This is a genomic window from Chryseobacterium sp. GW823-FHT05E08, assembly GCF_058795655.1.
Genome location: NZ_JBXAHY010000004.1, coordinates 544,884 through 569,296, shown reverse-complemented (window position 1 = coordinate 569,296; position 24,413 = coordinate 544,884). Strand labels below are relative to the sequence as shown.

General features: G+C 33.9%; 22 protein-coding genes. 18 read left to right on the top strand and 4 right to left on the bottom strand.

Going from position 1 to position 24,413, the window contains the following annotated elements:
* Positions 1-242: 242 nt before the first annotated feature.
* The 8 genes from AC1Q7L_RS16670 to proC all read left to right on the top strand — a co-directional run bounded on the left by AC1Q7L_RS16670 (position 243) and on the right by proC (position 10,662).
* Positions 243-1,448, top strand: a complete 1,206-nt coding sequence (locus AC1Q7L_RS16670) for a pyridoxal phosphate-dependent aminotransferase (RefSeq protein WP_072412260.1) — start codon at positions 243-245, stop codon at positions 1,446-1,448.
* A 12-nt stretch (positions 1,449-1,460) separates the two neighbouring features.
* Complete coding sequence (locus AC1Q7L_RS16665) at positions 1,461-1,940, top strand: hypothetical protein (RefSeq protein WP_492307819.1); 480 nt, start codon at positions 1,461-1,463, stop codon at positions 1,938-1,940.
* Between the two features lie 4 nt (positions 1,941-1,944).
* Positions 1,945-2,958, top strand: a complete 1,014-nt coding sequence (murB, locus tag AC1Q7L_RS16660) for a UDP-N-acetylmuramate dehydrogenase (RefSeq protein ID WP_492307818.1) — start codon at positions 1,945-1,947, stop codon at positions 2,956-2,958.
* 145 nt (positions 2,959-3,103) lie between these two features.
* A complete protein-coding gene (locus AC1Q7L_RS16655; protein ID WP_492307817.1) occupies positions 3,104-5,857 on the top strand; it encodes a TonB-dependent receptor in 2,754 nt (917 codons plus the stop codon).
* A gap of 20 nt (positions 5,858-5,877) precedes the next feature.
* Complete coding sequence (locus AC1Q7L_RS16650; protein ID WP_492307816.1) at positions 5,878-7,107, top strand: DUF4876 domain-containing protein; 1,230 nt, start codon at positions 5,878-5,880, stop codon at positions 7,105-7,107.
* Between the two features lie 66 nt (positions 7,108-7,173).
* The gene (locus tag AC1Q7L_RS16645) at positions 7,174-8,661 is read left to right on the top strand and encodes a DUF6850 family outer membrane beta-barrel protein (protein WP_492307815.1); all 1,488 of its coding nucleotides are present in this window, start codon (positions 7,174-7,176) and stop codon (positions 8,659-8,661) included.
* Positions 8,662-8,664: 3 nt separating this feature from the next.
* Positions 8,665-9,813 carry a cytochrome-c peroxidase gene (locus AC1Q7L_RS16640; protein ID WP_492307814.1) on the top strand — a complete coding sequence of 383 codons (1,149 nt, stop codon included), beginning with the start codon at positions 8,665-8,667 and terminating at the stop codon, positions 9,811-9,813.
* 45 nt (positions 9,814-9,858) lie between these two features.
* Positions 9,859-10,662, top strand: coding sequence for a pyrroline-5-carboxylate reductase (proC, locus tag AC1Q7L_RS16635; protein ID WP_492307813.1), 804 nt, complete (start codon positions 9,859-9,861; stop codon positions 10,660-10,662).
* Between the two features lie 125 nt (positions 10,663-10,787).
* Here the strand turns inward: proC and AC1Q7L_RS16630 are convergent, their stop codons facing one another.
* Complete coding sequence (locus AC1Q7L_RS16630; protein ID WP_492307812.1) at positions 10,788-11,369, bottom strand: hypothetical protein; 582 nt, start codon at positions 11,367-11,369, stop codon at positions 10,788-10,790.
* Between the two features lie 41 nt (positions 11,370-11,410).
* Positions 11,411-11,830, bottom strand: coding sequence for a VanZ family protein (locus AC1Q7L_RS16625; RefSeq protein ID WP_492307811.1), 420 nt, complete (start codon positions 11,828-11,830; stop codon positions 11,411-11,413).
* A 55-nt stretch (positions 11,831-11,885) separates the two neighbouring features.
* On the opposite strand from AC1Q7L_RS16625, the gene lnt reads away from it, so the two are divergent.
* Entirely contained in the window at positions 11,886-13,520 is a 1,635-nt protein-coding gene (gene lnt, locus AC1Q7L_RS16620) for an apolipoprotein N-acyltransferase (protein ID WP_492307810.1), read from the top strand.
* 209 nt (positions 13,521-13,729) lie between these two features.
* Here lnt and AC1Q7L_RS16615 read toward each other — a convergent pair whose 3' ends face one another.
* Positions 13,730-15,442, bottom strand: a complete 1,713-nt coding sequence (locus AC1Q7L_RS16615) for a T9SS type A sorting domain-containing protein (protein ID WP_492307809.1) — start codon at positions 15,440-15,442, stop codon at positions 13,730-13,732.
* A 240-nt stretch (positions 15,443-15,682) separates the two neighbouring features.
* On the opposite strand from AC1Q7L_RS16615, the gene rpmB reads away from it, so the two are divergent.
* The 5 genes from rpmB to AC1Q7L_RS16590 all read left to right on the top strand — a co-directional run bounded on the left by rpmB (position 15,683) and on the right by AC1Q7L_RS16590 (position 17,671).
* Complete coding sequence (gene rpmB, locus AC1Q7L_RS16610; RefSeq protein ID WP_054511814.1) at positions 15,683-15,925, top strand: 50S ribosomal protein L28; 243 nt, start codon at positions 15,683-15,685, stop codon at positions 15,923-15,925.
* 3 nt (positions 15,926-15,928) lie between these two features.
* Positions 15,929-16,111: a 50S ribosomal protein L33 gene (gene rpmG / locus AC1Q7L_RS16605; protein ID WP_027373683.1), complete on the top strand. Its 183-nt coding sequence runs from the start codon at positions 15,929-15,931 to the stop codon at positions 16,109-16,111.
* Positions 16,112-16,130: 19 nt separating this feature from the next.
* Positions 16,131-16,283 carry a DUF4295 family protein gene (locus tag AC1Q7L_RS16600; protein WP_066755245.1) on the top strand — a complete coding sequence of 51 codons (153 nt, stop codon included), beginning with the start codon at positions 16,131-16,133 and terminating at the stop codon, positions 16,281-16,283.
* A 113-nt stretch (positions 16,284-16,396) separates the two neighbouring features.
* On the top strand, positions 16,397-17,350 hold the full coding sequence (ftsY, locus tag AC1Q7L_RS16595; protein ID WP_072412354.1) for a signal recognition particle-docking protein FtsY: 954 nt from the start codon (positions 16,397-16,399) through the stop codon (positions 17,348-17,350).
* Between the two features lie 66 nt (positions 17,351-17,416).
* Positions 17,417-17,671 (top strand): GlsB/YeaQ/YmgE family stress response membrane protein, encoded by a 255-nt coding sequence (locus AC1Q7L_RS16590; protein WP_492307808.1) that lies wholly within the window; start codon positions 17,417-17,419, stop codon positions 17,669-17,671.
* A 76-nt stretch (positions 17,672-17,747) separates the two neighbouring features.
* Here the strand turns inward: AC1Q7L_RS16590 and sppA are convergent, their stop codons facing one another.
* Positions 17,748-19,505: a signal peptide peptidase SppA gene (gene sppA / locus AC1Q7L_RS16585; RefSeq protein ID WP_492307807.1), complete on the bottom strand. Its 1,758-nt coding sequence runs from the start codon at positions 19,503-19,505 to the stop codon at positions 17,748-17,750.
* 19 nt (positions 19,506-19,524) lie between these two features.
* Between sppA and folK the strand changes: the two genes are divergently transcribed.
* From folK to AC1Q7L_RS16565, 4 genes are all read left to right on the top strand, one after another.
* Positions 19,525-19,941: a 2-amino-4-hydroxy-6-hydroxymethyldihydropteridine diphosphokinase gene (gene folK, locus AC1Q7L_RS16580; RefSeq protein ID WP_492307806.1), complete on the top strand. Its 417-nt coding sequence runs from the start codon at positions 19,525-19,527 to the stop codon at positions 19,939-19,941.
* Positions 19,942-19,963: 22 nt separating this feature from the next.
* Positions 19,964-21,073, top strand: a complete 1,110-nt coding sequence (locus tag AC1Q7L_RS16575; RefSeq protein WP_492307805.1) for an OmpA family protein — start codon at positions 19,964-19,966, stop codon at positions 21,071-21,073.
* Between the two features lie 87 nt (positions 21,074-21,160).
* On the top strand, positions 21,161-22,705 hold the full coding sequence (locus AC1Q7L_RS16570; protein ID WP_492307804.1) for an OmpA family protein: 1,545 nt from the start codon (positions 21,161-21,163) through the stop codon (positions 22,703-22,705).
* 201 nt (positions 22,706-22,906) lie between these two features.
* Positions 22,907-24,361 carry an OmpA family protein gene (locus tag AC1Q7L_RS16565; RefSeq protein WP_492307803.1) on the top strand — a complete coding sequence of 485 codons (1,455 nt, stop codon included), beginning with the start codon at positions 22,907-22,909 and terminating at the stop codon, positions 24,359-24,361.
* Positions 24,362-24,413: the final 52 nt, after the last annotated feature.

Here is a 24,413-nt window from a genome sequence, read left to right as displayed (position 1 = left end):
AAACAATATAAAACACATATTAACATATTTATTTTAAACAAATAACATTAAATAACATATTAACCTCATTATAATTTAAATTTTTAAAATAAATAATTAAAACTAAAAAATTAATTAGCATAAATATTTCATCAAAATATAAAAGAAACACTACCGATTCAAAAATTCAATTAATAAGCATTTATTGATTATTTTATTATTGAAGAATTAAATGTTATTTTTGTCATACAAATTTTTGAACAATGCCGAATATTTCAAACAGAGCACAACACATGCCGCCATCACCAGTAAGAAAGCTGGTTCCTTTTGCCCTTAAAGCAAAACAGAAAGGAGTAAAAGTATATCACCTTAATATCGGACAGCCTGATATTGAAACTCCGGAAACGGCTTTAAATGCTTTAAAAAACATTGATTTAAAAGTATTAGAATACGCTCTTTCTGAAGGAAATATAGAATACAGAAAAGCACTTACAGAGTATTATCATTCATTAGATTTCACAGATCTTACGCCCGATAACTTTATTGTAACCAACGGAGGTTCTGAGGCTTTAAACTTCGCGATCTCAACGTTATGTGACGACGGTGACGAAGTAATCATTCCTGAGCCTTATTATGCTAACTATAACGGATTTACAAGTACTTTCAATGTAAATGTAGTCGCTGTACCTTCAACTATTGAAACTGGATTTGCACTTCCTCCAATTGAAGAATTTGAGAAGAAAATCACAGAAAAAACAAGAGCGATCGTTATCTGTAATCCGGGAAATCCTACAGGTTACCTTTACACTCGTGAAGAACTTCAAAAATTAGCAGAAATTGCTTTAAAATATGACATTGTTGTAATCTCAGACGAGGTTTACAGAGAATATGTGTATGACGGAAAACAACAAATCTCAATGCTTGCTTTCCCTGAATTAAGCGAAAACTGTATCATCATTGATTCTGAATCTAAGCGTTACTCAATGTGTGGCGTAAGAATCGGATGTTTGCTTACGCGTTCTAAAAAAATTCATGATGCGGCAATGCTTTTTGCTCAGGCAAGATTGAGCCCGGTTTTATTGGGACAAATTGCAGCAACAGCAGCGCACCAGAATGACGGAGCATACATTAGAGCAGTAAGAGAAGAATATACTCACAGAAGAAACGTTTTGGTTGATCAACTAAATGCTATTCCGGGAGTGATCTGTCCGAAACCAAAAGGGGCATTTTATTGTGTAGCTGAGCTTCCTGTAGACGATACAGAAAAATTTGCTCAATGGCTGCTTGAGAAGTATTCTCTTAATAATGAAACTATCATGGTTGCACCAGCCGGAGGATTTTACAGCAATCCTGAATTAGGTAAAAAACAAGTAAGAATTGCATATGTTTTAAAAGAACAGGACTTGATAAGAAGTGCCGAAATTTTAAAAGATGCTCTTGAAAAATATAAATTAGAGTTTCACCTTTAATATTTAATAAAGATGTCAGCAATAAAGATCAATACTTTGAAGATGTTATTTTCAACATTTTTATTGCTGATATTTTTTTCTTGTCAGAAAGAAACCCTACCAAAAACTGACAACAATAGGAATGAAATAACATTCATCGGGTTTTCAAATGTTGGCGGAAAGTTAGGAAACTATAAGATTATAAAACTAACAAAAGATTCCATCAATCTGACGCAGGGAGCGACTTCTCCAAAAATCCATAAAAAATGGAATTCTGCCATTGACCCTCAAACCTGGAAAAAATTAACCTCATCTATTGATATAAAAACGCTGGACAAAATTAAAAGTTCAGAAAGTTTACAGGCTCAGGACGGAATGGATGAAACTTTTCAGATCAAGACATTAAAAAGCTCTCATGTATTCGTCAATTCATATAATGATACGATTCATTATTATCAGCTTCAAAAATTCAAAGATCAATTAGAAAAAATTCTTCCAAAAGAATACAAATAATGCCATGCACGAAAATTTTTCTCTAAAACCTTACAATACTTTCGGTGTAGAAGCCAAAGCAAAATATTTTGTTGAAGTACATTCAATTGAAGAATTAAAGCAAACTCTCAAACTCTCAAACTCTCATGCCCTCCCACTCCTTTTCTTAGGAGGCGGAAGTAATATTTTGTTTACCAAAGATTTTGATGGATTAGCTATAAAACTTAATCTAAAGGGTATTTCTGAAAAAAGCTTAAACGACAATGAAGTTTTAGTTACTGCAAAAGCGGGAGAAAACTGGCATGAATTCGTATTATTTTGTTTGAATAAAAACCTTGGCGGACTTGAAAATTTATCTCTAATTCCGGGAAATGTAGGAACCTCACCGATGCAGAATATCGGAGCGTACGGAACTGAGATTAAAGATATTTTTGTAGACTGTGAAGTTTTAAACCTTGAAACATTAGAAATTGAAGTTTTTGACATTGAAAAATGCAGATTCGGTTACAGAGATTCTATTTTTAAGCAGGAAGGAAAAGGGAAATATGTGATTTTAGAAGTTACTTTTAAATTAACAAAAGACAATCACAACATCAAAACTGAATATGGCGCGATAAAATCTGAACTTGAAAATTTAGGAATTGAAAATCCAATCATTCAGGATGTTTCTAAAGCTGTTATCAATATCAGACAAAGCAAACTTCCAGATCCAAAAATTACAGGAAACGCAGGAAGTTTTTTTAAAAATCCAACGATTCCTTTAGTCCAATTTGAAGAATTGAAGCAAAAATTTGAAAATATTCAAGGATATCCAAACGGAGAGTTTGTAAAAGTTCCTGCTGGCTGGCTGATCGAACAATGTGGCTGGAAAGGAAAACAGATTGGAAACGTTGCTTCACATCAATTGCAGTCTTTGGTTATTATTAACGCAACAGGAAATGCAACAGGTCAGGAAATATTCGATTTTTCAACTGAAATCATTAATTCTGTAAAAGAAAAATTTGGTATAGAACTGGAAAGAGAGGTGAATATTATATAACTTTATCTTAAGATTTTATAAAAAATATTCAGATCGTTTTTCTGACATTTGTCACTTATTTTAATTTATTCTAAATAACATTATTGTAAAGCACTTATAATAAATATATTTGCACTCGCTTTTTTTTAGAATAAATAAGATTAGGATGATGAGATTTTTATCTTTTGTTTTCTTCTTCATTTTCAGTACGCATTTCATATATGCTCAGGAAGGAAGATCACAATTGAACATTACGGTTTACAACGAAAATAATAAAGAATTAGAAGGTGCATCTATTATTGTTGACCAATCTTCTGTAACGACAGATAATAATGGAAATGCCAATATTTCTTTATTAAATGGTAAGCATCATATTAAAATAATCCACCCTAATTTTCAGGAAAAAGAACTGAACATTACGCTTGCTTCTCAGCAAAATTTAACCATAAACCTTCAGCCGATCGATAAATTGGAAGAGGTTGTTGTCTTTTCTAAAGAAGGAAAAGGATTAACTACAAAATCCGTCATCGACAGAAAGGCAATGGAACATCTGCAACCTTCAAGCTTTTCAGATTTGATGGAATTACTTCCAGGAGGATTGGCAAAAGCTCCTAATTTAAGCGGAGTAAACAGACCTATTCTTCGTGAAAATCCGGGTAGCCTTTCAAGCAACGACTACAAAACCTCATCGCTGGGTGTGCAATTCATGGTGGATGACAATATAATCAATTCAAATGCTGATATGCAGATTTCGGTATCTCCGGATCAGTTTGGATATTCTCCAGAAGCCAGAGAAACTGCTTACTCTGGAATTGATATGAGAACAATTTCCACTAATGATATTGAAAGAGTGGAAATCATTCGTGGAATTCCTTCTGCTTCGTATGGAGATCTAACTTCAGGTTTGATTAAAATTGAGCGCAAAATCGGACAATCACCGCTTCAGGCAAGATTTAAAGCTGATGGTTTCAGTAAACAATATTATGTAGGAAAAGGATTTAAAATAAATGATAAATGGCAGTTGAGCGCGAGTGCAGATTTCTTGGATTCGAAAGCTACACCGACTGATGATTTTGAAAACTATCAAAGAATCACAGCTTCACTTCGTTCAAAGAAAATCTCAACACTTTGGTCAAGAACTTTAGAATGGAGATCAAACATCGATTTTTCAGTAAATATTGATAAGAAAAAAGTAGATCCTGATAATGGAACAGCTGACATAGACAGATATGAATCTAATAATAAAAAAATAAGTTTTACGAATAACTTTATTTACATTTTAGATAAGAGTTCATTCTTTAATAAGGTAACTTTAAATACAGCCATCCGTGCAGGATTCGAAAAAATTGAACAAACAAAATTAGTTCAGCTATCTGGCCCGCGATCTTTCTCTTTAGCTTACGATCAAGGAGAAAATGTTGGTTTCTTTCCAGATCTACGTTACGTCACTGAATTTTCAACAGAAGGAAAGCCATTGGATATCTCAGCACTTTTTAAAATAAACGGAACAAGAAAAACAGCAGGAATCACCCATGATTATGAAGCCGGACTTGACTGGAGATACTCTAAAAACAACGGGAACGGTTTGGTTTATGACATGAGAACGCCTCCCTCGGCAGCATCGGGAATAGACAGACCAAGAGCTTTTAATGATATTCCGGCATCCAACTTATTAGCTGCTTTTGCAGGAGACCAGATGAGCTATGCGATCAATCAGCATAAGTTTACTCTATATGCCGGTTTGAGACTTTCTCAAAATTTAGGAATTGATAATTCTTATGCCATCAGCAAAAAAGTTTTCACTGAACCCAGATTGAATTTCCAGTATAGTTTACCACATTTAATGATCAATAATTTCCCTTTGAAAACGGATGTTACATTAGGTTACGGTCTATTCTATAAGCAACCGACTTTGTTGATGCTTTATCCGAACAAAGAATATTGGGATTATACGCAGCTGAATTATTACGGTAACGAACCACAATATCGTTATGTAAACTTCATGACGTACGTACAATCGCGAGAAAATAAAAATATTGAAGCTGCAAAAAGTATTAAGAAAGAAATAAGATTAGATTTAAGTTATAGAAACAATGAATTCTTTATTACTTATTTCAAAGAAGATATGACCAATGGGTTCCGTGACATGAAAAACTCCATCGTCCATACTTACAAACAATATGATGCTTCGCAAGTTGACATTAATCAATGGACAGCTAACGGCCCCAACCTTACCAATGTGCCTTTTGTTGTAAAAAGTCTCTTCAATGAATATGAAACTGTTGAAAACGGAAGCACAACATTAAAACAAGGTATTGAATTTGGGTATACTTCACCAAGAATTAAAGCCATCAATACAAGATTTACATTAACAGGAGCCTATTTCAAAACTCAATATAGAAATTCACTTCCTATTATTTACAGACCTACTATCTCTGTTGGTACAGAACCTTTCCCTTACTACGGAATTTATAAAAGTGATAATGGATATGTTTATTCTAATATGAATTACAATTTACTTATCGATACTTACTTACCAAGTCTTGATATGATTGTTTCCGCTTCATTCCAGGGAAGTTTATTTGATAACAGAAGAAATGACAACAGAATTGCCGAGCCAATTTCTTATTACGGATCAGATGGAATTGAACATCCGTTCACAGATGCAGACAGAACAGATATTTACAAACAATGGCTGGTAAGAAATGTATCTACTACAGATAATCTGGCGACTTTGTACACTTTTACAATTACAGGAAATATTAAAGTAACAAAAAGTATTTATAAAGCTTTGAAAACATCATTGTTCGTCAACAGGCTTTTTAATTACAGCTCACCTTATACTTTTAATAATCTGAAAATTTATAGAAGATCAACCAATACTCCATATTTCGGAATGGAATTAAACTACAATTTTTAATATATATCAAAGAAAATAACATGAAAAAAAGAGTTTTATTATTAAGTTTAGTAGCAATGATGACGGCAACATTTACTGTTACATCTTGTTCTAGTGATGATGATTTTGGAGTAACAGCTACACAAAACGGAGTTTTAACTTTATCTTTTTCGGGTGAGAATATTTCTTCTTATGAAAATTTGGATATTGAACTTAAAGAAGTAAACACAGGTGCTGTGATTAAGAAAAATTCACAAAAAGCCAGTTCTACTTCTATAGAAGTACCTTATGGTTCTTACAAAATTACAGTAAACGGTCAGGTAATAACTACTCAATTGGAAGCAACTGCTGCAGCAGGAACCGGTAAAGCAGATATCACGACTTTAGCTACTAACGTTAATATCCCTTTATACTTCAAGGCTTTTCACAATGATTTTATTATTGAAGAAGTATTCTTTACTGGAATCAAGACTACGGATGGTAAAAACTATAATTCGGGGCGTTATTTCAAAATTGTAAATAATTCTGATAAATTATTATATGCAGACGGCTTGATTCTTGCGCAGTCGGAATTCCTTACAACAGACGATAAAAACCCTACACCTTATAATGTAAATGAATATTTTGCAGTAAAAGGAGTAATGGTATTACCTGGAAACGGAACTCAATATCCGGTAGAATCAGGAGATTTTATTGTAATTGCTGATAATGCGATCGACCACAGACAAAATACAAGCAATGCCTACGATCTGCACAATGCAAACTTTGAATTTCCTTCTACAAACCCAACTTTAGGACAGGTTGACAATCCTTCTGTTCCGAATGTAAAAGTTATTTATTCTCAAATGACTTACAACATGTTCTTCCTACACAACAGAGGATTCGAAAGTTATGTAATCGCTCGTTTTCCTGCAGGCGAAAATGAAACTACATTCTTAACCAACCACAAATATAATTACACTTATCAGAACAGTGCGGGAGGTGTAACTTCAAAAAGTACTTATTCTATTCCAAATTCTTGGATAATAGATGGAGAGAACAACAGTATCTCAACAAAATTCATTCATACATTAACTTCAGCAAGTATTGATGGTGGATGGACAGCCGCAGGAACTGTTGATAACGATGCAACACGTTACGGAAAATCTGTAAGACGTAAAATCATAGGAAAAATGGCAGAAAACAAGAATCTTTATATGGATACAAATAATTCCACCAATGACTTCGTGAAAGATTCTGAACCAAGTTTAAAAAATGGTATTGCACATTAAGATACTATTTGACATTCATTAAAATAAGTTATGCTTACTATAAAAAAATACTTCTATATACTGTTAATGAGTCTACTTACATTTTCTGTAAAAGCTCAGGATAGCCTTAGTCTTTTTAAAACTATCAACAATCAGTATAATATAGAAAGAAATTTTAAGACTAATTATTACTATAATCCGGCGGCAATGTCGGGTTATAGTTCTATTTCGTTCTCAGAATTTAATGTTGGATATCATGATAAAAATGATAAAACTTATCGTCAACAATTAGGAAGTGGAGACAAAGGTTTGACTGTTGAGGCAAAATCATTTCAAAAATTAAAACCCAACCGATATGTTTGGGGAAATGCAAATTACCAAAACTTAACCGTAAAAAATCTTATCCGAGCTGAAAATCTTGATTATGAGCGCATCGCTCCTTACATATCTTCCGATTCCGTTGGTGGAGATCTAAAATTAGAACGTTATGAATTTTCCGGAGGTTATTTACAGAAACTAAAACGTTGGACTTTTGCAGGGCAGATAAGTTATTTAGCTCAATTAGGCTATCGTTCAAGAGATCCTAGATTAAGAAGCACAACTTCTGATTTACGAATAAATGCCGGGGTAAATTATAATGTTTTCAGAGAATACGAAGTGGGCGTTTTTGGGGAATTCAATAAATATACTCAAAATAGCTCTATCTACTTTCAAAGCCTATTGGGCAGACCCTTCGTCTATCAAATGACAGGTTTTGGATATTCAAACAATATTTTCAACGGTGGAACCAATCCTGTTACAAGCTTTGAGGAATTTGGTGTAAAAGGTGGGTTGCAAATATCCAATAAACAAGGTAAAGATTTTTACTTGCAGGCAACCGTAGGAAGCTCTAATAATATTAAAAGTTATAGTGACGTAACATCATATTATGACATTTCAGACCTGGAAAACAGAACCTTTGAAATTGAAGGTGCTAAGTTTTTTAATTTTAATGAAAAGCATCGTGTAGGTCTTTTGGCAAATTATAATGCATCAAAAAAAACAGGTTCAGAATATGGTTATTCATTGAATACCGTAAGCATGACTCAAATTTTTAAAAGAAAAACGTACCGAAGAGAAAATTATGTAACCACAATAAAAGGTTTCTACCAATACAATCAGGACAAGTTTTCAATAACCGCTACTCCATTTTATGGTTATGAAGACATTAAAGAACGAAGATTATATCCAAATTCAGGACAAAAATTTGAATATTCTTATTTCGGAATTAATGCAGATTACAAACAGGAAATAAAAGAAAATCAGGTGTTAAGTTTTCAGCCTTATTTTTCAAAAAGAGTTGTCAATAAATCAATTAATGCATTGGCTTCTACAGGAAATGCAGCTGTTGATGGATGGGTTCTTCAGGATTATCAGTTCCAAACAAGTGATATTACAACTGTTGGAGCATCATTAAGATATGATCTAAAACTTGAAAAACTACCTGCATTCTTCGTAAGTGCAGAATATCAGTCACAAAAGATTCAGGAAAAAAACAATAATTTTGTAGGCGCAAGCATTGGAATAACATTTTAGGGAATGAAAAGAGGTATATATTGGGTTTTAGGATTGGTTTTATTGTTATTGTGGAGTTTTACGCCAAAGGTCAATCAGGATTTGTCAAACATTCAGGATCCGAGTATTGAAGATATTGTAAAAAGCTATAAAAAAGCAATCACCGACTGGCCAAAACCAAATATTGATTACGGAGTAAAATGGAATGAATTTGCGCCCATTAAAAACGACTCTACTTTCTTTGCAGATCAAGATAAACCTAATGTTATATTAGGAAAAATGTTGTTTTTCGATCCTAAATTATCAAAATCAAGCCAGGTTTCATGCAGTTCTTGTCACGACCCTGAAATGGGATGGTCAGACCGCAGACGTGTTGCGCTGGGAAATGATCATTTACAGGGCAACAGAAACACCATTTCATTATACAATATCGCGCAACGCCAGTCATTTTTCTGGGACGGAAGAGCAAAAACCTTAGAAGAACAGGCAGCTGGCCCGTTGAGTGCCCATCATGAAATGGCTATGGATGTAAAGACGTTACCCGCAAAAATACAGGCTGTAAAAGGCTACAAAGAACTCTTCAAAAAAGCTTACGGAACGGATAAAGTAACATATAACAAAATTGTAAAAGCGATCGCAGATTTTCAAAAAACAATTAAAAGTCAGCCAAGTCGTTTCGATAAATTTTTAGAAGGAAAATACACTGCAATGTCTGATGAAGAAATCTACGGCATGCATATTTTCCGTACAAAAGCCCGTTGCATGAACTGTCATAATGGACAAAATCTTACCGACGAATCTTTCCACAATATCGGATTGACGTATTACAAGAAAAAATATCAGGATCTTGGGTTATATGAAATTACTAAAAAAACGGAAGATGTCGGTAAATTCAGAACACCTCAATTAAGAGATCTGATGCTTACTCAACCTTGGATGCACAACGGATTATTCGATGATCTCGAAGGTGTTGTAAATGTTTACAACAGCGGAATGCACCAAATCGATCCAAGTCCGGAGAAAAAACAACTCGATCCGTTATATCCAATGACAGATCCATTATTAAAGCCTTTACATTTAACCAAAGAAGAAACCAAAGCTCTTGTTTCTTTCCTTCAAAGCCTTTCCGGAACAAGATATAAGATGAGAAGACCGGAATTTCCTGTGGAATAAAAAATATTTTAGTTATTTTAGCTAAAAATTCGATAAAAAACACACATGAAAATAGCTATTCTCGGAGCCGGAAATATGGGCTTGTCATTTTCAAAATCTTTCTTGAAATATGAATTAATCAAACCTGAAAGTTTGCATCTTATTACAAGAAACCAATCTAAATTCTCAAAAATATCAGAAGAATTCCCACGTTCTATGATTTCTATTTTTGATGACGTAAATGAATTGGATGCAGATTTAATCATCATTGCCGTAAAACCTCAGGACTTTCAAAATGTTGCTGAAAATTTCAGATTTAAACTAAAAGAAAATCAAATGGTTTTATCGATCATGGCAGGAATTAAAATCGAAAAAATTCAGAAATTACTAAATCATCCTCTTGTTGTAAGAGATATGCCGAACTCTCCTACCCTGTTGGGAATGGGGATTACGGGTTACACTTCTGCGGAAGGAATTTCTTTCAGTCAGTTAATTAATATTGAAAGATTATTGAATTCAACAGGAAGATCGGTTTATTTGGAAAACGAAGATCTTTTGGATGGTGTAACTGCACTTTCAGGAAGCGGGCCCGCCTATTTCTACTACATTGTAGATGCCATGATAAAAGCCGGAATGGAAATGGGAATTGACGAAAATTTATCAAAACTCTTCGTAAAACAAACGATGTTGGGAGCTTATCATTTAATTAATAATTCAGATAAAAATTTGGAAGAATTAATAAAAGACGTCGCTTCCAAAGGCGGAACAACAGAAGCCGCATTAAAAACATTCGAAGAAAATAACTTCAAAGAAATCCTGAAAAACGGGATTTTAAATGCTGAAAAACGAGCGAAGGAATTGAATGGATAGAATTTAAACCATTAAGTTTCATTAAGAAGTTAAGATTTTTTAAGACGATACCTAAAAATAGCTTTAAGAATCAAAAACTTAATGTTCCTTAACTTCTTAATGAAACTTAATGGTTAAAAAAAATATTATTTCCTAACCATAGGAATCTGCAAGTTCGTCGGGCGGTTTTCTTCAGTATCAAAACCTCTTCCGTCAATATTTCTTGCTCCCCAAAACATCATATCTTTATATAGGTAAATGAGATCATATTCTTTGAAAATATCTCCTTCATTCAATCCAAAAGGAATAAATTTTTTCTTGAAAATATTCTGAGATTTTCCAACTTCCCATTGATTAAAACCGTCTTTTGCAATATTATTCAATACGTCGGCAAAATTTTGAATCAACGGTGTAACTTCATAACTTTCGTTGGCCGTAAAATCTACTTTTTGCGCACCTTCCGCAACGGAATGTTCACCCTGCCACTCTACTTCTCCTTTGATCAATATTTTAACCAAAGGAATTTTCCCGAAAGCATCGGCATAGTTGATAATTTCCAATTGAAACTTATCTTCCGGCAAATAACTGAATTCTCTTGTTAAGTAAAACGGTTTTAAAGTTCCGTCTTCATTTTTAAACGAACTTGGCCGAACTTCAACCGCAATGCTTTTCCAATCACCAAGTGCTTCTTTTTTGATTTCTTCTACGAAAAATCCTCTCTTATCCATCTTAAATTGTTTTTAACAAATGTAATGAATAGGACAATTAATTAAACAAAACGAGGAAATTTATTTTCAATAAAATTAAGTAACAACCAACCCAAATAAACCCCGAAAGTATTAAGAATAACATCATCTATTTCACAAATTCCCATTCTTGTAAAATACTGAAGCGCTTCTACAATCACGATTGCTGAAATAAAGGAAAAAAGAAGACTTTTCAGCTCTTTAAGTTTAGGAAAGATCCAGCCCAGAAAACCAAACGGAATAAACATTACAACATTTCCTAAGACAATTCTGATAATATCTTCCCAACGAATCGTTCCTTCAATAAACTCTATCGTTGATAAAATAGGTTTTATTCTCACAATATTCTCATCATACTGAAATCTCCCCATTCCTAAAAACATGAGATACAACAGAAACAAGGTGTACGGAACAATAATAAATTTGTAAATTTTCTTTAACATCAATTGCAAATTTATTCATTTCAAAAACATTAAATTTGTATGTTAAATAAAATTAATGAAATACGTTCTACTTACGCTCATTTCGGCGATGCTGTTGTCTATATCCTGGCCAACTTACGGAATTCCGTTCTTTATATTTTTTGCTCTTGTTCCGCTTTTGATGATGGAACATGGCGTTTCAAAATTTTCCAAATTCAATAGAAAAAGTTGGGTGGTTTTCGGACTTTCCTATCTGTGTTTTATTATCTGGAATATCGTAACCACAGGCTGGTTATATGGCGCCAAAAACCCTGACGGAAGCCATTCTATGATGGCCGTTGTGTTTCCTGTGTTGGTTAATTCACTTTTATATTCTTTAGTTTTTCAATGTTATCATTGGTATAAAAATGCTCAGGGAACCTATTGGGGATTAGCTTTTTTCGTAGCAATCTGGATGAGTTTTGAAAAGTTTCATCTGAACTGGGAACTCACCTGGCCTTGGCTAAATCTTGGAAATGTATTTTCAGATTATCCAAAATTTGTTCAATGGTATGATACCTTGGGAGCAACAGGCGGAAGTTTCTGGATCTTGGTGATTAATGTTCTCATTTTTTACACCATAAGAATTTGGGAGGCAGGAAGAAAAAAGAAAAGTTTAATTATTAATACATCCATTGTAGCTGTTTTAATTGTTGTTCCGATGATTATTTCTTTTGCGAAATACAATAATTTCGATGAAAAACCCATCGGACAGGTAAATGTTTTAATGCTTCAACCTGATCTTGATCCTTACGGAGAAAAATATTCAACTGACAGTTTGACGATAGAAAATGACCTTTTAAGTCTTGCCGAAAGAAATTCAAAAGGAAAAATTGATTATTATATCGCTCCGGAAACGGCACTTCCCGGAAGAGGTTCTATTTCTGAGACTGCTTTTGAAAAGAGTTTACTTTTAAATAATGTTAAAGATTTCCTTGTAAAACATCCGGGTTCTGTTTTCTCAACAGGAATTTCTTCGCATCGTTTTTATACAAAAAAAGATAATTTACCAACAGAAGCCTATCAGCTTAATCCTTCACTTTGGGTTGAAAGTTATAATTCTGCAGTTCAAATCGTTCCGAATCAAAAAGTGGTCGTTTATCACAAAGGAAAATTGGTTCCCGGTGTTGAAATATTCCCTTATATGAATGTTCTAAAACCACTTTTAGGCGACGCAATGCTTAATTTGGGTGGAACTGTTGCTTCGTTAGGAATGGATAAAGAGAGAGTTGCGTTTTCAAACCCATTTAATAAAGGAAAAATTGCCCCAATCATTTGCTATGAAAGTATTTATGGTGAATTTGTAACTGAATATGTGAAAAAAGGAGCCAATTTCTTTGCGATCATGACGAATGACTCATGGTGGGGCGTTTCGGAAGGCCACAAACAGCTTTTATCATATGCAAAATTAAGAGCGATCGAGACAAGGAGAGAAATTGCCCGTGCTGCAAACAGTGGAATTTCGGCTCATATTAACGCAAAAGGAGAAATTGTAGAAGATACTTTTTATGGAGATAAAACAACTTTATTTGCTAAAATTAATCTGTATGACACGCAGACTTTCTACACAAGAAGTGGAGATTTACTGACTAGATTTTCATTTTTTGCGTTGGGATTCTTGTTGTTTTATTTCTTGATTAAAAGAGTTCAGAATAAAATGAAAAAGGCGTAATTTTTTTCCCACAGATTTCACAGATTTGCACAGATGTTTGTGGTTATTTGTGAAAAAAATTTGTGAAGATTTGTGTTTAAAATAATTTAAATAATTAAAAAATAAAATGGCGACTCAGAAACAATCTAAGTCGCCATTTAAAATAAAAGTAGAGAAAGAAAAGCCAGCTGGACGTCTGGCTTTTCGCATTGATTAAGGAAAAATTTCAATTATTTAATAATGAGTTTTTTGGTGATTTCTTGTTGTTTTATTTTTAATTTAATAATATAAACTCCTTTTGGAAGGTGAGAAACGTTGATCGACTGATCGCTACTCAACGTGACATTCAATTTTCTACCATCTATCGAATACATTTCAACATCTGAGACTTTTTCTCCTTTGATGAATACCCTTTCTGTCGCAGGATTTGGATAAATAGAAAATTGGTTTTCTAAGCTTATATTTTGAGTTCCTAATGTATTTTCCGTGGACGGATCAGAATAGACTTTTGAAGCATCAATCGATCTTACACTCCAATATACATTCTGAATGGATGGATCAAGATCTAAAAACCACGATGGCGTTGTTACAACATATTTTGTAAGATTCTGAGCTCCGGCAGTTGTTCCTACTTTGATTTCATAACGTAATGCATTTACTGGCGTTTTGTCATCGGAAGCGCCTGTCCAGGAGAAATTAAATCTGTTTCCGGTTTTTGTGACATTCAGATTTGTAGGAGGTGCGGGTTTTAAATTGGTTTCGGACGAAACGTTTTTGAAGATTTTAGTTAATGAAGGCATTGCCGGATCTGCCCAATCAAATCCGGACAATAGAACATCGAGATGATGATCATTATTATAGTCAAGTAGATGCACAAAACCCGGACCTCCTAATTTGTACAAACCTGTAGTTGTATTTTCTGTAAAATTGTGATTGATTGAATTGTAAGTGAAAACTTTTACCACAGCATCATTATTTTCGTCATTTCCTGATACAATGAAATCGTAGTATCCATCATTATTTAAATCACCAACACTTAACGATGAATCTGAAATTTCCGGAGTATTTATTTGTTGAATACTTAAATGTCCCACTCCATCATTCATTAAAACAGCTAGATATCCTTTATATTCTTCATCCTGCGCAGAAACCACGATATCCTGAAAACCATCTGCATTGAAATCAGCAAATTCTAATTTCCCGCTTGCTAAAGGAGGAAGAGTTTGAGTAAGCGTTAATGTTCCTGCTATATTTAAATATATCTTAAACATAGCGTCACTGTTCGCATCGTAACCTAATATTACTAGATCTAATAGGTTGTCATTATTCAGATCAACCATTTTAAAACTGCTGTTTTGGGTTCCTTCCATCCATCCGGGAAATAATTGAAAACCATTTCCTGTATTTTGATAATAATCTAATTTATTGACAAATCCGAGCCCATCGATATACTGAGTTCCATTCAATGCATAATCCTGCAAACCATCATGATTAAAATCAAAAACTTCCATTGAACCGTAGATTTTCCCCGACAGATCAGCTTCTTTCACAAAACCTGAACCTGTATTTCTGAATCTGTAATGTTTATAATTCACAATATCCATATAACTCAACCCTGTAGAAATAATATCTGCCAGACCATCATTATTATAATCAATGAATTTTATATCTCCTAAATGCGTTGCATCTGCCCCCAGATCGGCATAAGGAATGAATGTTGTTCCATTATTTTTATATATTCCATTATAAGTAGTATCTACATTTCCGTCACCATCAGAATCTATTGCTCCGTTTACAACAATATCCTGTAATCCATCATTATCAATATCACCTATATCGCTAGCCGGATAGTAGAAGTTATTCATACTTGTCTGAACCTCAGTGAAATTTTGCGCCGCTATACTTAACGGAAGCAGAGATAATAGAATAGAAATCCTCTTCATATTATTTTTATTTAGATTAATTAAAAACAAAGATATAAGATTAATTTATCGATCTTTAATAAAGTTGATATGAATTTTATCAGGCTCAATGCCCATGGTATCTGAAGTTTATTCTTACGTGTAAAATCAATATTATAAATCAACCAGTTATTTGTAAATATTTTATAAAAAATTTGCCTATCTAAAAAATTCTTCGTTATTTTGCAACCTCAAATATTATACAAATAAGAACATCGAGATATGTCAAGAATTTGCCAAATAACAGGAAAGCGTGCAATGGTTGGTAACAACGTTTCTCACGCTAATAACAAAACGAAGCGTCGTTTTGAAATTAACTTATTAGAGAAGAAATTTTACCTTCCAGAGCAAGATAAGCACGTAACACTGAAAGTATCAGCTCATGGATTGAGAGTGATTAACAAGATTGGAATCGAAGAGGCTATCGAAAGAGGCACTAGAAACGGATTGATTAAAAAGAACTAAATCATGGCAAAAAAAGGAAACAGAGTTCAAGTAATTCTTGAATGTACAGAGCACAAAGAAAGTGGTATGCCAGGAATGTCTAGATACATTTCTACAAAAAATAAAAAGAACACTACAGAGAGATTGGAATTGAAAAAATACAATCCTGTTCTTAAGAGATCTACCCTTCACAAAGAAATCAAGTAATTTATAAATATAATTTACCATGGCAAAGAAAGTAGTAGCAACCCTACAAAGCGGACAGTCTAAGAAAATGACTAAAGTTGTGAAAATGGTGAAGTCATCTAAATCAGATGCTTACGTTTTCGAAGAAAAAGTAATGAATGCAGACGAAGTGGATGCTTATTTGAAAAAATAAGCTTAGCTTTATTTACAATATAAAAAAACTACTCATTTTTTGGGTAGTTTTTTTGTTATCTTTGTAATAAAGAGAGATAATACAACATCTTATTATACAATCAAAATTCTAATATGAGTTGGTTTAAAAATATTTTCAAAAAGGAAGAAAAGGAAACTTTAGATAAAGGATTGGAAAAATCCAGTCAGGGGTTTTTCGAAAAAATAACAAAAGCCGTAGTCGGTAAAAGCACAGTAGATGATGAAGTTCTGGATGATCTTGAAGAAATACTTATTGCATCAGACGTAGGCGCATCCACTACCATCAAGATTATAGAAAGAATTGAAGAGCGTGTAGCCAGAGATAAATATGTAAATGTAAGCGAGCTAGATAATATTCTTCGTGAAGAAATTTCAGGATTATTGCTTGAAAATCCTCACGCAGGAACAGGAAACATTGATGCTTCAAAAAAGCCTTATGTAATAATGGTTGTCGGCGTAAACGGTGTAGGAAAAACAACTACGATCGGAAAACTGGCGCATCAATTTAAATCAGAAGGTAAAAAAGTAGTTTTAGGAGCTGCAGACACGTTTAGAGCTGCTGCTGTTGATCAATTAACGATTTGGAGTGAAAGAGTTGGTGTTCCAATTGTAAAGCAGGAAATGGGTTCTGATCCGGCTTCTGTAGCCTTTGATACGGTACAAAGCGCCCAAGCTCAGGGAGCAGATGTTGTTATCATCGATACAGCAGGAAGGCTTCATAATAAAATCAACTTAATGAACGAGCTTTCAAAGATCAAAAGAGTAATGCAGAAGGTTATTCCTGATGCTCCTCATGAGATCTTGTTGGTTCTTGACGGTTCTACCGGACAAAACGCTTTCGAACAGGCTAAACAGTTTACAGCAGCTACTGAAGTTAATGCTTTGGCAGTTACAAAACTAGACGGCACAGCGAAAGGAGGTGTTGTGATTGGGATTTCCGATCAGTTTCAGATTCCGGTAAAATATATTGGCGTTGGAGAGAAGATGCAAGATTTACAATTGTTTAATGGTACAGAATTTGTAGATTCTTTTTTCAAGAAGAGATGATTTTTATCATATATTTCTTTAAATTAGTAAATCACATTCATATTAACAATTAAAAATTTTAAAACTATGGGAATTTTAACTTGGATCATTTTTGGTCTTATCGCAGGAGCAATTGCAAAACTAATTATGCCTGGAACACAAGGAGGAGGTTGGTTAATGACCATCATCTTAGGAATTGTTGGAGCTTTCGTAGGAGGATTTATAGGTAGCTTTTTAGGATGGGGAACTACAGACAGTTTCGATTTCAGAAGTATGCTATTGGCTGTAGGAGGAGCGTTGATCGTTCTTTGGGTCTACGGAATGGCTACGAAGAAAAGCTAGTTATCAAATAATAGATAAAAAACAAAGAAGCCGGATTTGAAATTCAAATCCGGCTTCTTTTATGAAACAATATAATTTAGTCTATTTTAATCTGATAAGGCATTTCCATTTTTACCTCAGACTGTAACTTTTCGTTCGTAATCTGATTCAAAATTTCATAGTTTGCTTTACCAATTTTACTTTTAATAATCTTCGCAGAGATTTCGTCTTCATTAAGATCATTAAATATTTGCTCGAATGGAGTCATCTTTTTAGGGAAAGATGCAACATTGTAAGATGACTTCAAACCTGCCTTCTGTGCTGCAAATTTAATCGCATCGTTTAAAGTTCCCAATTCATCCACCAAACCAATTTGCTTAGCTCTTGTTCCGCTCCATACTCTACCTCCACCGATCGAATCGATCTGCTCGAAAGTCTGTTTTCTGTTTTGAGTAACAAAATGTACAAATCTTTTATAAGTACCTTCAACACTTCTTGTGATCATGCTTACTCCATAAGGACTCACTCCATTTAAAGAAGAGTAATACATAGAATTCGCGTTGGTAGCAACAATATCAGAACGTACTCCATTTTTATTGGCAAGATCCTTAAAGTAAGGTATTACACCGAAAACTCCGATCGATCCAGTTAATGTATTAGGCTCAGAATAAATTTTATCAGCTGCCATCGCGATATAATAACCTCCGGATGCTGCGTAATCACCAAAAGAAACAACAAGTGGTTTTTTCTTTTTTAACTGTTGAAGTTCAAATAAAATCTCATCAGAAGCATTTGCACTTCCTCCGGGAGAATTAATTCTTAAAACAACAGCTTTTACTTTATCGTTTTCCTGCAATTCTTTAATATACTTCACATACTTATCAGAATAAATATCGTTGTATTCATCTCCATTATTAATTGATCCTGATGCATACAAAACAGCAACTTTATCACCAGATTTATCATCTTCAGAATACGAAGCAATATATTTACCTAAAGAGATCTTATTTAATTTATCTTTTTCTTTTAAGCTTAATTTTGATTTAATTAATTCATCATATTCTGTTTTTTGAATTAATTTATCCGCAAGTTTATATTTCAATCCCAATTCAGGAATCATACCATATAAACTGTCAACAACCGTTCTGAATTGTGCAGTATCAATCTTTCTTGAAGCTGCAATTCTTGTAGAAGTATTTTTCCAGATATCATTTAAAAGAGTTCCTAATTGTTCCTTATTTTCAGGAGAAATATCGTTTCTCAAAAACGGTTCAACAGCAGATTTAAATTTACCGTGACGAATAACTTCAATACCAATTCCATATTTATCCGCAAAATCTTTGAAGAAAGTAACTTCCGTCGCAAGACCTTTAAGCTCGATCATTCCTGATGGATTCAGATAATACTGATCAGCAACAGATCCTAAATAATAAGAAGCCTGAGAAACTGCATTACCATAAGCATACACAAATTTCCCGCTCTTTTTAAAATCCTGAATCGCATTTCTCAGATCATCTATCTGGGTAATTCCTGCATGAAGATCATCAGCTTCAATACTTATACCTTTAATATTATCATCAGTTTTTGCTTTGTTGATGGCTTCGATAGCATCATAAATCAGAACGCTCTTGTTTTGATTATTAATATTAAATATTCCGGTTTGTTCTTCAGTAGGGCTATCTATTATATGTGTTTTTAAATTAATAGTTAAGACCGAGTTCTTCTTCACCTCTACAGATTTGTCACTTCCCATTGCGCTAAACACGAGCATTATAATGAAAAAGAAGAAAAATACGACACATAGTATCACAATTGCCACTATATTTGCCAGTACATTTTTAAAAAAACTTTTCATAAATCAATCATTTTCCAATATGTCGCAGCATAAGGTAGTTTTGTTACTGGGAAGTAACATTGGAGACAAAAAAAAAAATTTACAAGAAGCCCTCGAACACATTAAAAAAGGAGGTAACGATATATTAAAAATTAGTGAATTTTTAACATCTGAGCCTGTAGAATTTGTTAGTTCCAATATTTTTTGTAATATTGCATCAATTATATTCACACATCTTTCACCAATTCAACTACTTGATTTTATTAAAAGTATTGAAGTTGAGATGGGAAGAGTTAACGACTCGAAGATATCAGGAGGCTATGCCGACAGAATAATAGATATTGACATCGTTAAATATGATGAATTGAAGTTCACATCAGAAAGGTTAGAAGTCCCTCATCAGAAACATCTTTTTGAACGGGAATTCTCTAGAATATTATTAAAAGATTTTTTTTAAAATAAAACATAAAACATATTGTATGAAATTAGGTTTATTATTATTGGCCGCTTTGCCTATTGCTACTTATGCTCAGGACAGTATCGCCGTTAGTTCCTCTAGCGAATACCCGAATACTTTTTCCTCAGGTTCTGCCAATGTCCAAACTTTCGACAACAAGGCTAGAAGATTTAACGACTGGAGTATTTCAGTTGGTGGAGGTGCAGCATTTATGACTCAATCAGATCTTACGTCATTCTATGACAAAAAGGTTAACTGGGGTTATAACAGTTACGTAAGTATAGACAAGCAGATCTCACACACTTTCGGTTTAAGCATTATTTACCAAAGAGGTGAAACAAATCAAAAAGGTATGTTGGACGGTGTACCCGGACAATTAGCTGGTGTAGGAGTTGCAAAAACCAAGTTTAACCAAGTTGCTTTATTAGGAGACGTTAACTTTTCAAACATTTTGAGAAGAGTTGATAATCATTCTCCTTACAGATGGGCATTACATGGTTATGGAGGTATTGGACTCATGAACTATAACACATCTCTACACGACAACAACGAGTACAGATGGAGTACAACTCCCGCAAGAATTCCTTTGTTTATTGATCAAAAACTTGACATTAACTCAATTTACTATCAGTTCGGTATTGGTTTGAAATATAATGTTTCAAAACTTATTGACATCGAAGCTAGAACAATGTACATCATCAGTGGTGATGACGAGTTCGACGGTGGTGGATGGGCTAGTCCAAACGACTACAATCCTACCTCTACGGTTTCGAGATACAACATGATCAATGATAGAAGATCTGATAATATGTGGACAGTTAATTTAGGTTTATCATTTAAATTAGGTAAACATATGTCTCACTTAGCTTGGCATGATCCTTTACAGGAAGCTTACTACAGAACAAATGTTCTTGAAAATGCTTCAACAGATTTTGTTGTTTGTGAAAAAGGTGATAATGACAATGACGGAGTTTGCGATGACTGGGATAGAGAGCTTAATACTCCTGCTGGTGCAAGAGTTGATGGTGCCGGTGTTGCTTTAGACATGGATCTTGATGGTGTTATTGACTTATACGATAAGTGTGTAACAGTACCTGGACCTGCAGAAAACAACGGTTGTCCTACTAAATAAACAATCACTTTTAAACAACTAAAAAAATTAAGTAAATCCACTTTACTTAAAACAAAATTATTTAATAAAATAAATAAAAAATACACTATGAAATTAAGTTTAGCAATTGCTGTACTAGCATTAGCCTTTCCCTCGGCTATTAGTGCACAAGACTCAACGGCAGTTTCTTCAAACGGAAAATACCCAAATACATTTTCTTCCGGTTCTGCTAATGTTTCTCCATTTACACAAAAATCCAAGAGATTTAATGATTGGTCAATATCAGTAGGTGCCGGTGTACCTTTGGTTCAGTCTGCGGATTTAACATCAATTAAAAACGGTAACGGTAAAAATCTTTTTGGATATTCTGCTTATGTTAGTATTGATAAAGCTATTACTCATGCTTTCGGTATTAACCTTCAGTATGACAGAGGCGAAACAAGACAGGGTTGGTTCAATACTAAAGATGCAGCTCCTGCAGATGCTTCAAAATATCAGCAAGTAGCAGGTAGAACTCAGTATGACGCTATCTCTATCTTGGGAGACATCAACTTCTCAAACTTATTAAGAAGAGTTGATAATCATTCTACATACAGATGGGCATTACATGGTTATGCTGGTGTAGGTACTTTAGCATACAAAGCTTATCAAAAAGATGAGACTGGACAAAGATTAATGACTGAAATCAAACCTTTCAAATTAGGTTCATTCTTCGGTCAGGCTGGTGCTGGTCTTAAATTCAAAGTTAACAGAAGATTAGATATCGAAGGTAGACTAATGTATGTAATGACTGGTGATGATGAGTTTGACGGTGGAGGTGCACAATACAGTGCTATCAACCAACGTGAAGAACAACTTTCTGACAACTTCTTTAACGCAACTTTAGGCCTTTCTTTAAAGTTAGGAAAACACGAATCTCACGTAATGTGGCATGATCCATTGCAGGAAATCTATTATAAATTAGATGTATTAGCTAATAAGAAGCAAGATATCGAAGTTTGTAAAAAAGGAGATGCTGATAATGATGGTGTTTGCGACGATTGGGACAGACAATTTGATACTCCTGCCGGTGCAAGAGTTGACGGTGCTGGTGTAGCTCTTGACGCAGATTTAGATGGAGTAATCGATCTTTACGACAAGTGTGTAACTGTTCCTGGACCTGCTGACAATAATGGTTGTCCAGTGAAAAAAGATAACACTGTAACTGCTACAGCGGTAGAACAAGAACTTAAAAATGTATACTTTAATTTCAACAAAGCTACTATCAGACCAGAATCTAATGAAAGACTGGATCAAGCAGCTAAGATTATTAAAGAAAATGACGGTAAATATTTACTTACAGGACATACTGATATTAAAGGAAATGCAGGTTACAATTTAAAACTTTCTCAAGAAAGAGCTGCTGCTGTTGTTGTAGCTTTGGAAACAAGAGGAGTTTCTGCAGATGTACTTAAATCTAAAGGTGTAGGTTCTGCTGAAGCAACAATCCCTGCGACTGCTTCTGATGCAGAAAGATTAGCTGACAGAAAAGTTACAGTAAAAGCTATAGAGGATGCTAGTGAGTGGAATTCTATTCAAAAGAAAGATTACACTGACGCTCCTGTTGCAAAAAAAGCAGTTAAAAAAGCTCCTGCTAAAAAGAAGAAAAAGTAATTTTCTTTATAATAAATAAAATAAAACCGAAAAGAAGTTCTTTTCGGTTTTATTTTTCCATAAACTGGTTTTTTTTTATTAAATTTACATAATTTTCAGAATGGGTTCTTAAAACTGTTAAATATTTAATCTAATAAATGTTAGCAAAAATATTCATCCTGAAAATTACAATCATTTAATTAACTAAATAAAAAATACACTATGAAATTAAGTTTAGCAATTGTTGCGTTGGCATTGGCTGTTCCGACGGCTAGTTATGCACAAGACTCAACGGCAGTTTCTTCAAACGGAAAATACCCAAATACATTTTCTTCCGGTTCTGCGAATGTTTCCCCATTTACACAGAAATCTAAGAGATTTAATGATTGGGCAATTTCAATTGGTGCCGGTGTTCCTTTGGTTCAATCTGCGGATTTAACATCAATTAAAAACGGTAACGGTAAAAATCTTTTTGGATATTCTGCTTATGTTAGTATCGATAAAGCTATTACTCATGCTTTTGGTATTAACCTTCAGTATGACAGAGGAGAAACAAGACAAGGTTGGTTCAATACTAAAGATGCAGCTCCTGCAGATGCTTCAAAATATCAGCAAGTAGGAGGTAGAACTCAGTATGATGCGATCTCTATTTTAGGAGATATTAACTTCTCTAACTTACTTAGAAGAGTTGATAACCATTCTCCTTACAGATGGGCATTACATGGTTATGCTGGTGTAGGTACTTTAGCATACAAAGCTTATCAAAAAGATGAGACTGGACAAAGATTAATGACTGAAATCAAACCTTTTAAATTAGGTTCATTCTTCGGTCAGGCTGGTGCTGGTCTTAAATTCAAAGTTAACAGAAGATTAGATATCGAAGGTAGACTAATGTATGTAATGACTGGTGATGATGAGTTTGATGGTGGAGGTGCACAATATAGTGCTATCAACCAACGTGAAGAGCAAGTATCTGATAACTTCTTTAACGCAACTTTAGGTGTTTCTTTAAAACTAGGAAAACACGAATCTCACTTAATGTGGCATGACCCATTGCAGGAAATCTATTACAAATTAGATGTATTGGCTAATAAAAACCAGGATATCGAAGTTTGTAAAAAAGGAGATGCTGATAATGACGGTGTTTGCGACGATTGGGACAGACAGCTTGATACTCCTGCCGGTGCAAGAGTTGACGGTGCGGGTGTAGCTCTTGATACAGATTTAGATGGAGTAATCGATCTTTACGATAAATGTGTAACTGTTCCTGGACCTGTTGAAAATAACGGTTGTCCTACAGCAACACCTACAGGACCTGTAACTGATGATACTAGAACTTTAGAAGGAATTGAATTTGATTTAAATTCTGATAGAATCTTACCATCTAACACACCTATTCTTAACAATGCAGTTAGCTATATTAATTCTTCAAACGGAGCTTATAATGTAGTTGGTGCAACTGACACTAGAGCTTCTGATGCTTATAACCAAAAATTATCTGAAAGAAGAGCGAATAGCGTTAAGAGTTACTTAGTGAAAAACGGAGTAGAATCTACTAAATTAAACGCTATCGGTAAAGGTGAAAAAGACCTTAAATACCCTGAGTGTGACCCAGCTACTAAGTGTCCAGAATGGAAAAACAGAGCAAACAGAAGAGTTTACTTTGAAGCTAAATAATAAACTAATTATTTAATTATATTAAAGTCACGCATTGCGTGACTTTTTTTGT